Source organism: Nocardia flavorosea NBRC 108225 (assembly GCF_001613385.1).
Classification (GTDB): domain Bacteria; phylum Actinomycetota; class Actinomycetes; order Mycobacteriales; family Mycobacteriaceae; genus Nocardia; species Nocardia flavorosea.
The window spans coordinates 1-1177 of sequence record NZ_BDCG01000035.1; the positions used below are offsets into that span (position 1 = coordinate 1).

At 69.4% G+C, this 1177-nt stretch carries 2 protein-coding genes; both read right to left on the reverse strand.

The genetic code is table 11. The features are described 5' to 3' along the window. Positions 1-204 precede the first annotated feature (204 nt). On the reverse strand, positions 205-801 hold the full coding sequence (locus NFL01S_RS33415) for a helix-turn-helix domain-containing protein (protein WP_062980336.1): 597 nt from the start codon (positions 799-801) through the stop codon (positions 205-207). Continuing rightward, positions 798-1177, reverse strand: a 380-nt coding sequence (locus NFL01S_RS33420) for a hypothetical protein (RefSeq protein ID WP_218019656.1), incomplete at its 5' end; no start/stop codon positions are given. The genes NFL01S_RS33420 and NFL01S_RS33415, both read right to left, overlap by 4 nt.

Consider the following 1177-nt stretch of genomic DNA (forward strand, 5'->3'; position numbering starts at 1 on the left):
CGGTTCGGTTCCCTTCCCCGCGTGATCGGCTCCCTTCCCCTCCCCTCCCCCGGTGGGGAACTGGGGAGGGAACAGGGGAATAGTCCACGGTCGCGGTGATGGTGCAAGAGGTGTGCGAGCGATTCCCCCGGGGGATACGGGAACGGCCCGCCCCGGTGGTGATCGGAGCGGGCCGTGGTGGTGTCGGTCAGTTCGTCTTCTCGTTCACGGCGTGCTGTCCATGGAAAGTGAGGTGGCGCGGTCGAAGGTGAAGCCACCTTCATAGTTGCGCGCCTGAATCGATCGCGTGATTGCGGAGTTCCACGCGCCTTTCTGCCCGGACGCCAGCGCGCGCGCCTCCTCGGGACTCATGTGGACCTGAAGGCGACGCGTCCGGGGCCCGCGGGGTGCGTCGTTGCGGTCGCGGTAGAGATCGGAGCGGAACCCGTGCAGCAGCACCGTGAACACCGAGGGCGCGCGTCCCTCGGCCAGCAGCCGGTCCAGCTCCCGGGCGAACGCGGTCCGGGAGTGGGTGAAGACGTGCTCGGAACCGGAGGGAAGCGGGGTGACCGTCACCGATCCGGCGGTTTTGGCCGGTTTGCCGCTGCGGGTGGTCCGCTTCGGCGCGGTGGGCACCTTCCATCCGGGCTGAGCCATCGCGCGCAGCGAGGTCCGGAACCGTTCCGGCGGCTGCCGCTTCCCGGTGGCCCACAGGTGCACCGTGGACCGGGAGACCCCCAATTCACGGGCTATATCGGCCTGAGAGCGTCCCGCGGCCATCGCCCGGGACAAGAACTCACCGAGTGGTTTGCGCTTGGTCACCGGCCGGCCTCCCCGTTCTGCAAGGCGGTGCGGGTGGACAGCAGCGCGTTCATCGAGCGCGGGGTGTCCAGCGGCTCAGTGTGGGCCAACTGGCACCGGAACGCCCCGACCTTGCCGGTATCGGTCACGTCCTGCTCCGTGGTGGTCCAGAAGCCATCGGTGCGGGCCGCGACCAGTTCGGACAGCGGCACGTGCCGGATGCCCACGCCGCGCTGGCTCGGGTGCGAGTACAGCCAGTCTCGGCACGCGCCCCAGATATAGGCCGACCACTCCGGATGCACCAGGTAGTCACGGCCGGTGGTGGTCTCGTGCCATTCCCAGCGCTTGCCGTCCTCGGAGGGCCACACCGGGGTTCCGTCGTCGGGGCGGCTGGTCA